Here is an 8,531-nt window from a genome sequence, read left to right as displayed (position 1 = left end):
TGGTTTTTGTGTATTTCTGACAGTAATCAAGAGGCGAAAGGTCCACACAGGCGGCGCACGCCCAAAGACACCCCCCACGCCCGCCGCCCCGCCCAGGGGGGCGGTTGATCAATGTCCCTTGCAGGCTGCTGCAACCGAATCTTCAAAACGCTCAAGAACCATGGCCACTTCCTGTTCGCTGATGGTCAGCGCCGGCAGGAAGCGCAGTACGGAGCTATGACGACCTCCGGTTTCGATGATCAGGCCATTCTCGAAACAGTTGAGCTTGATGGCGCGGGCCAGTTGTGAATGGCCCGTGCCAGTGCGGCCTTGCTCGCGAGGGTGGGTCACCTCGACGCCCAGCATCAGGCCGCGACCACGGACTTCGGCCAGTGCCGGGTAGCGCCGGGCAATGTCCTTGAGACCGCTGGCCAGCGTCTCGCCCCGTGCAGCAGCCTGCGCCGCCAGGTTCTGTGACTGTATATGCCCGATCGTCGCTGCACCCGCGACCATTGCAATCTGGTTGCCACGAAATGTACCCGCATGCATGCCGGGGCCCCAGGTATCCAGGTGTTCGGCAAAGACGATTACAGACATCGGATAACCACCACCAATCGCCTTGGATAGCACCAGAATGTCTGGAGTGATCCCCGAATGATCGATGGCAAAGGTGCTGCCGGTACGCCCCAGGCCTGTCTGTACTTCATCGATGATCAGCAGGATTTCCTGCTCACGGGTGATCTCACGCAACTCGCGCAGCCAGTTTGCCGACGCGGGAATACAGCCACCTTCGCCCTGAATCACTTCGACGATCACCGCGGCGGGTTTCTGCACGCCGCCTTCGGGGTCGCTGAGTACCGTGCGGATGTATTCGATGGAAAGCTTATCGGTCTGCGAGCCATCGGTGCCAAAGGGGCAGCGCAACGCATAAGGGAAGGGCAGGAAGTGTGTGCCGGGGTTGACCGCGCCTGTGTTGATCTTGGGCTTGAGGTTGCCCATGGCCGACAGGGCGCCTGCGGTCATGCCGTGATAGCCGCCATGAAATGCCATCAGCGGGGTGCGCTGGGTGTAATGACGTGCCAGCTTGATGGCCGCTTCCACAGCGTCCGAACCACTGGGGCCGCAGAACAGGATCTTGCTGTTGTTGCGCATCGGCGCGGGCAATGTCGCGAAGAGCGCCTGCACGAACTCATGCTTGGCCGGCGTTGCCAGATCGAGGCCTTGTTGCAGCTGATCGGTATCCAGAAACTGCAGCACGGCCTCGCGGACCACCGCAGGATTATGACCCAGGGCAAGGGTGCCGGCATTGGCCAGACAGTCAAGGTACTCGCGTCCCTGGTCATCCTTGAGGCGTGAACCGTTACCGCTGACGAACAGGCGCTGGAATGTGGCCGCGTAAGTCCTTGCGTTGGATTCGACTTTTTTCAGATAGCTCAACTCTTGCATAGTCGGTCACTCGTTTGCCTTGAGAAATGGCATCGCCTGCGAGGTGTTCACACGCCCGCGTGATGTGATTGCGATTCTGCTGCACAGGTCATGGACCGACAATTTCCCACGGGGCAATGTCCCCGCTTTCCGCGCCAGACAGTCATGGCGGCAGACGTTTCAATAGCGCCGTCAATGCAGCCGAGCGCCTGACCCAACGTCCGGGCATCAAGAGGACGTCATGGATATCTTCAAAGCGGCAGCGCAACGTTCACTGCCGATACTCATTGCCCTGATCACCAGTGGTTGTGTGATGGGCCCCGACTATCAGCCTCCGCCGATCACCTTGCCTGCGCAATGGCATGCACCTTTGCCCCACGGCGCCAGCGTCAAGGCGCTGTCCGGCTGGTGGCAGCAATTCAACGATCCGCAACTGGAACGCCTGCTGCAATGGGCCGAGGCCGACAGCCCTACGCTGGATCAGGCCTGGGCGAACATTCAGCAGGCCAGGGCGACCCTGGCAGTAAGCGATGCCGATGCGGCACCCGGCTTGCGAGGCAGTCTGTCACGCAACCGTACGGGAGAGCGTGAAGAGAGCACGCGCCAGTCGTACTCCAGTTCCTCGGCGGGGCTCGATGCCGCCTGGGAACTCGATCTGTTCGGCAAGTTTCGACGTAATCGTGAAGCCTCGGCCAATCGTATTCAGGCCCGTGTCGATGACTGGCATGACGCCAGGGTGTCGCTGGCGGCCGAAGTGGCCGATGACTACGTTCAATATCGAGGTTGTCAGCGCCTGGTTCTGGCCTATCAGGAACAGCTCGATTCGCAGCGCCAGACCGCCGAACTGACCGGGCTGTCCCTCAAGGCCGGTTTCACTGCACCGGCCGATCTGGTCTTGACCCAGGCATCGGCGGCCAGCAGCCAGTCGACCCTGATCAATCAGCGCAGCGAGTGCGAAGTACTGCTCAAGCAACTGACCCTGTTGACCGGCAGCGATGAAAAGCGGGTGCGGGAATTGCTGGGCCAGGCACCGGCCATCCTGCCGTCGCCAGCACAACTGGAAGTCCGTTCCATTCCTGCCGATCTGGTTCGCCAGCGGCCTGACCTGGCCTCGCGAGAGCGCGAACTGGCCGCAGCCAGCGCGGATATCGGTGTGGCCGAAGCCCAGCGCTGGCCAAGCCTGAGCCTGACCGGCTCGTTTGCCGTCGGGACTACGGATGGTCAGTTGGTGCGCAATTGGACTGTAGGGCCATTGTTGTCTTTACCGCTGCTGGATGGCGGTCTCGGTCGCGCCACGGTCAAGAGTGCCGAGGCTGCTTACGACGCTGCACTGGCCGCTTATCGACAGACGCTGCGCACGAGCGTAGGCGAGGTGGAACAGGCGCTGGTCCGGCTCGACGCGGCTCGACGCCGTGAAGCCGATGTCGAACGGGCGACTCAAGGCTATAGCGAATATTTTCAGGCCGTGGACAAGTCCTGGCAGGCCGGTGGCGTGAGTATCCTGGACCGGGAAGTGGCCCGACGTTCCGCGCTCGATGCCCGGATTGAACTGATTACCTTGCAGCAGGAACAGGTACGTTACTGGATCGCCCTCTACAAGGCATTGGGGGGAGGATGGCAGGACAGCGCTGATAGCACGTCGGTCGCGCAGGCCTCGGCGGGAGAACGATCTTGAATTCCGCACGTCGCAAGTTCGTCTGGATCGTGCTGGTGCTGGGCATTGCTCTGGTGCTGGTTTTCGTGATTCGCAGTCGCCCGCAAGCTCCAGACGCCGCACCTGCCAGCAATTTGAGCAGCCTCAGCGTCGAGGTCACCCAGGCACAGTGGCGCCCATGGCCCCATGAACTGACGGCGAGCGGTCGGTTATTGCCGTGGCAGGAAGCGTTGATCAGCGCAGAAACCGGCAGTCTGAGGATTGCCAGTATCCATGCGGATATCGGCGACCGGGTGCGCAAGGGGCAAGTACTGGCAACCCTGGCCCAGGACAGCCTGCTGGCCGAACAGAGCAGGCAGCAGGCAACCGTCGAGCAGGCCCGGGCCAACCTGCGCAAAGCGCAATCCGATGTGCGCCGTGCCGATGTGGTGGGCGTGACCGGTGTTTTGTCCGCTCAGCAGAGCGAGCAGTACCGGATTGCCCTGGACACCGCCAAGGCCGAACTGGGCGTTGCGACTGCCGATATGCAGAGTATTCGTATCCGCCTTGGCCAGACCCGGATTGTGGCAGTCGATGATGGAATCGTCTCATCGCGCACAGCGCTGTTGGGCAGTGTGGTGGATGCCGGTACCGAGCTGTTTCGACTGGTGCGCGAGGGGCGTATCGAGTGGCAGGCCGAGCTGGACGCCCGGCAATTGCTTAGGGTCAAGCCAGGGCAGCACGCACAGTTGACGCTGCCCGACGGCCAGTCGGTGGATGGCCAGGTTCGTCTGGTATCGCCAATCCTCGATAACAATACCGGCCGGGCGCTGGTGTATGTGGCACTTGCACCAGACAGCCCGGCACGTTCTGGCATGTATGCCAGTGGCCGCATCGAGCTGGCTGCGAAGCCTGCACTGACGGTGCCGGATACAGCGGTGTTCCTGCGTGATGGCCGTTCCTGGGTATTCATTGTCGGCACCGATGAGCGCGTTGCGTTGCGTCAGGTGCAGTTGGGGCGCCGCAGGGATAATGCCGTGGAAATCGTTTCCGGGCTGGACGAACGGCAGACCATCGTGCGTTCCGGCGGTGCTTTCCTGAGTGACGGTGCCCATGTGACGCCGGTGACGGCGGGGGCTGTTCAGCCATGACGTTGTCGTCCTTGTCGATACGCTTTCCCGTTCCGGCAATCATGCTGTTTATCCTGCTGGGCGTGCTGGGCTTTATCGGTCTGCAAAGGCTGGGTATCCAGGATTTCCCCGACCTCGATCTGCCCACCGTCACCATCAGTGCATCCCTTGAAGGCGCTGCACCCGAGCAACTGGAAACCGAGGTGGCCCGCAAGCTGGAGGACCGGCTGTCATCGCTGCGGCTGCTCAAGCATGTCACCACGACCATCACCTCCGGCAATGTACAGATCAATGTCAGCTTCGCTATCGAGAAGGATGGCAACGAAGCCCTCAACGAAGTTCGCAATGTGGTGGACAGTGCCATGGCGGAACTGCCCGCCAGCCTGGAAACTCCCAGCGTCTCGCGGCTGACGATCCATGACACACCGGTGCTGACTTATGTGATCGACGCGCCGGGCATGGACGAAGAGGCGCTGTCATGGTTTGTCGACAATGAACTGAGCAAGCATCTGCAAGAGGTCAGGGGCGTTGCTCAGGTGTTGCGGGTTGGTGGTGTCGAGCGTGAGATTCAGGTGGATCTCGATCCGACCATGATGGCCGGGCTGGGGCTGGGTGTTGCCGACGTAGATACGCAGCTCAAGGCCATGGAAATCGATAACTCCGGCGGTATGGCGGAGCTGGGTGGCGCGCGCATGGCGGTGCGTACTCTGGGCGGTATCGAAGACCCGCAGACACTGGGCGCCGTTGATGTGCCGACTGGCGATGGTCGTTCCTTTGCATTACGCCAGTTGGCGACGATCCGCGACCACCATGCCGAGCGCCATTCCCTGGCATTTTTCAACGGCAAGCCAGTGATTGGTGTGCAGGTGATCCGCTCTCTGGGGTTTTCCGACGTCAGCATGGCCAGTGGCATCCGTGCGGCGGTGGCAGATTTCATGGCCCGGCAGCCCGGTGTCAGCCTGATCGAGATCAGCGACAGCTCGGCCTCGGTGCTGGAGAATTATCACGACTCGATGAACCTGCTGTACGAGGGGATTCTGCTGGCGGTTCTGGTGGTGTGGTGGTTCCTGCGTGATCCACGGGCGATGCTGATCGTCGCAACGGCATTGCCGCTGTCGATCATCCCCACTTTTGGCTTGATGTACTTCGCCGGTTTTACTCTCAATACCGTCTCCTTGCTGGCCCTGGCATTGATCATCGGCATTCTGGTCGACGATGCGATTGTCGAGGTGGAAAACATCGCCCGGCATCTGCGCATGGGCAAAAGCCCACGCGAGGCCGCCATGGAGGCAGCGGATGAAATCGGGCTGGCGGTGATCGCCACCACCGTGACGCTGGTCGCGGTGTTCCTGCCCACGGCATTCATGGGCGGTGTTGCAGGCAAGCTGTTCGTGCAGTTCGGCGTCACGGCTTCGGCGGCGCTGCTTTTCTCGCTGATGGTTGCGCGCCTGCTGACCCCGATGATGGCTGCGGCCTTTCTCAAACCGGTGGATCACGTCGAGCAGGATGGCTGGCTGATGCGCCGCTATCTGGTGTGGATTCATCGCAGTCTCGAATGGCGCAAGACCAGCATGGCACTGGCCGGGCTGTTCTTTGCCGGCTCACTGGCGTTGATCGGCTTCTTGCCCACCAGTTTTTTGCCGGCTCAGGACATTGCCCGGTCCACCATTACCCTGGAACTGCCGCCGGGCGCGACTCTGGAGCAGACCGCCAGTCTGGCCCGCGACGCCAGTGCCCGACTGAAGCCATTGCCGGGGATCCGGCATATCTTCGCCATGGCGGGAACGGCAGGTAGCGAGGCGGGCGATGGCGCAGCGGTCAATCAGGCAACCCTGACCGTGGAGCTGGCCCGGCGTCAGGATCGTGAGTTCAGCCAGACCGAGCTGGAAGCCAGCATGCGCGATGCCTTGCGCTCACTGCCGGGGGCTCGTGTCAGCGTGGGCGGCGATGGCAACGGTGAAAAGCTAGATATCGTCCTTGCCAGTGAAGACGGTGATTTGCTGGAGCGTACCGCACTGGCTCTCGAACCCCTGCTGCGCCAACTGAACGGGGTGGGCAACATTGCTTCCAGCGCCGCATTGCAGGCACCGGAGGTCCAGTTCCGCCCGGATTACACAAGGGCCGCGCAACTGGGTGTCACCAGTCAGCAGATCGCCGATACCTTGCGTCTGGCCACTTATGGCGATTACTCCTCGGCCTTGGGCAAGATCAATCTTTCCCAACGCCAGGTGAACCTGCGGGTGCGCATGGAGCCGGGTCTGCGGGGCGACCTCGAACGTATTGGCCAGTTGCGCGTCAATGGCCGGGATGGTCAGGTCACGCTGGCTTCCCTGGGGGAACTGAGTACCGGCAGCGGGCCGGCACAGATCGATCGTCTGGATCGACAGCGCTATGTCACGTTGTCTGTCGAACTCAATGGCCGCAGCCTGGGCGAAGTGATGAATCAGGCCCGTCAGTTGCCGGGGCTTGCGCATCTGCCTGCCGGAGTCCGGCTGGTGGAGCAGGGCGAAGTGCAGTTGATGAGCGAGCTGTTTGGCAGCTTCGGCCTGACCATGGCCATTGGTGTGTTCTGCATCTATGCGGTACTGGTGCTGCTGTTTCACGACTTTCTGCAACCGGCCACCATTCTTTCCGCACTGCCTCTCTCGTTGGGCGGCGCATTGCTGGGGCTGCTGGCTTGTGATCTGAGCTTTTCCCTGTCTTCGGTCATCGGCTTGCTGATGCTGATGGGCATCGTCACCAAGAATTCGATCCTGCTGGTGGACTACGCGATTCTCGCTCGTCGGGATTTCGGCATGAGCCGTTATCAGGCGCTGCTCGATGCCTGCCACAAGCGTGCGCGCCCGATCCTGATGACCACCATTGCCATGGGCGCCGGGATGCTGCCGACCGCTATCGGCGTGGGGGCCGATCCGGGATTCAGGCAGCCCATGGCGGTGGTTGTGATCGGCGGGCTCCTGACCTCGACCGTGCTCAGCCTGTTGGTGATTCCGGTGATTTTTACCTATGTGGATGACCTGTTGCAGCTCTTCAAGCGCGCTACGGGGCGTTTGGGCCATGGCCACTGACCTATCCAGATTCGCTGTTCCAATCAACACTACAACCGAATGAGGGCATCAACATGAGTGGTTCAATCTTTCTGGCGCTGCTGGCTGTGCTCGCGGTTCCCGGCCCGACCAACTCGCTATTGTTCCAGACTGGCATGAACCGGGGTTTCAATACGAAGTCATTGCTGTGGGTGGGGGCAGAGTGGCTGGCCTATATGATTCAGATCACGGCCTGGGGGCTGACCCTGGACCGGATCGCCCGTGACTATCCCTGGGTGGCGACCCTCAGCAAGGCCTTCGCGGTGTGCTTCCTGTTCTATATCGCAATGAAGCTCTGGTCTATGGCCCGTGCCGGCCAGCACGCCGATGATGAGCCGGGTCTTTCGCCAGCAGGTCTGTTCGTCGCCACGCTGACCAATCCCAAGGGGCTGTTCTTCGCTTCGTTCGTGGCACCTGTCGGTACATTCCTCAACAGTGCGGATTACCTGGCATTCATGAGCACCTTTACTGCTGTGGTCCTGCCGGTTGGTTCGGCCTGGGTCATCTTCGGTGCCTGCTTTGGCAGCCGGTTGAATTCACCGCGTTCGTCGCGTCTGCTGAACAAGGGCGTTTCCATGGTCATCGGCCTGTTCGCAACCGGCCTGCTTTACAACCTGGCTTCGCATTCGTTTACCGCTTGATGTTCGGAAGTTTCAGACTGCGCAGGAGTTCATTCATTCGCGAAGGGTAACTTCGCGAATGAATGAACTCCTGTCGGGATGTGTATTTATTGAGGCAAATAAAAACGATCCTGCAAAAGAGGATCGAAGGGGGAGTGGCCAGGCAAACTGGAAGTTAACAACTATTCAACTTCCAGTGTTTATTCTTGTTTTTTTATTGTTGCATTGCATCACTCGAAGAATGCGGCGCACGAATCAGTGAGTTGGCCGCATAGAAACCCAACACTCTTCGACTTTTAGCACGGTACTCGCAAGCCACCAGCGACGAGTCGGGCAGGGACTCGGTCGCCCCGGCATTGATCACCTGCATCTTCCTGCCTCCCGAGCGCAGGCGTACGTATTCACCGGGTTCGAAGCTGTTCATGTCATCGTCCTTTGCGCGTGAAACTGCTCAAACGTTACTTGCACATTTGTATTCGATCACTGCGAGGCCGGGTTGTCTGTGGTGAAAAACAGGGACAAGCCCGCCCTATTCGGTATTTGTTCCGCACGTCCTGTTTCTTGTCCGGGTATCAAGTGACATACATGTACCGGATCGCCTGATTAAAGTTCCCTCATATATACCGAAGTCCCTGACTATTCGAGACAGAACATATGA

The 8,531-nt window shown here is 60.4% G+C and carries 6 protein-coding genes; 4 read left to right on the top strand and 2 right to left on the bottom strand.

Annotated features, from left to right (window positions below; genetic code table 11):
• Positions 1 to 108: 108 nt before the first annotated feature.
• Positions 109 to 1,425, bottom strand: a complete 1,317-nt coding sequence (locus Q6A51_RS24195) for a diaminobutyrate--2-oxoglutarate transaminase family protein (RefSeq protein WP_304575900.1) — start codon at positions 1,423 to 1,425, stop codon at positions 109 to 111.
• Positions 1,426 to 1,645: 220 nt separating this feature from the next.
• Between Q6A51_RS24195 and Q6A51_RS24190 the strand changes: the two genes are divergently transcribed.
• From Q6A51_RS24190 to Q6A51_RS24175, 4 genes are read left to right on the top strand one after another with little or no spacing between them, the layout of a single operon-like run.
• The gene (locus tag Q6A51_RS24190) at positions 1,646 to 3,079 is read left to right on the top strand and encodes an efflux transporter outer membrane subunit (RefSeq protein WP_304575899.1); all 1,434 of its coding nucleotides are present in this window, start codon (positions 1,646 to 1,648) and stop codon (positions 3,077 to 3,079) included.
• On the top strand, positions 3,076 to 4,188 hold the full coding sequence (locus Q6A51_RS24185; RefSeq protein ID WP_405046177.1) for an efflux RND transporter periplasmic adaptor subunit: 1,113 nt from the start codon (positions 3,076 to 3,078) through the stop codon (positions 4,186 to 4,188). Before Q6A51_RS24190 ends, Q6A51_RS24185 begins: the two co-directional genes overlap by 4 nt.
• Positions 4,185 to 7,235, top strand: a complete 3,051-nt coding sequence (locus tag Q6A51_RS24180) for an efflux RND transporter permease subunit (RefSeq protein WP_304575898.1) — start codon at positions 4,185 to 4,187, stop codon at positions 7,233 to 7,235. The genes Q6A51_RS24185 and Q6A51_RS24180 overlap by 4 nt, the downstream gene beginning before the upstream one ends.
• Before the next feature lie 53 nt (positions 7,236 to 7,288).
• A complete protein-coding gene (locus Q6A51_RS24175; protein WP_201000662.1) occupies positions 7,289 to 7,894 on the top strand; it encodes a LysE family translocator in 606 nt (201 codons plus the stop codon).
• Between the two features lie 193 nt (positions 7,895 to 8,087).
• Here the strand turns inward: Q6A51_RS24175 and Q6A51_RS24170 are convergent, their stop codons facing one another.
• Entirely contained in the window at positions 8,088 to 8,297 is a 210-nt protein-coding gene (locus tag Q6A51_RS24170) for a hypothetical protein (RefSeq protein ID WP_201017131.1), read from the bottom strand.
• Positions 8,298 to 8,531: the final 234 nt, after the last annotated feature.

The organism is Pseudomonas serbiensis, assembly GCF_030580745.1.
Classification (GTDB): domain Bacteria; phylum Pseudomonadota; class Gammaproteobacteria; order Pseudomonadales; family Pseudomonadaceae; genus Aquipseudomonas; species Aquipseudomonas serbiensis.
The sequence above is the reverse complement of the archived record's forward strand: the minus strand, read 5'-3'. Positions and strand labels throughout refer to the sequence as shown.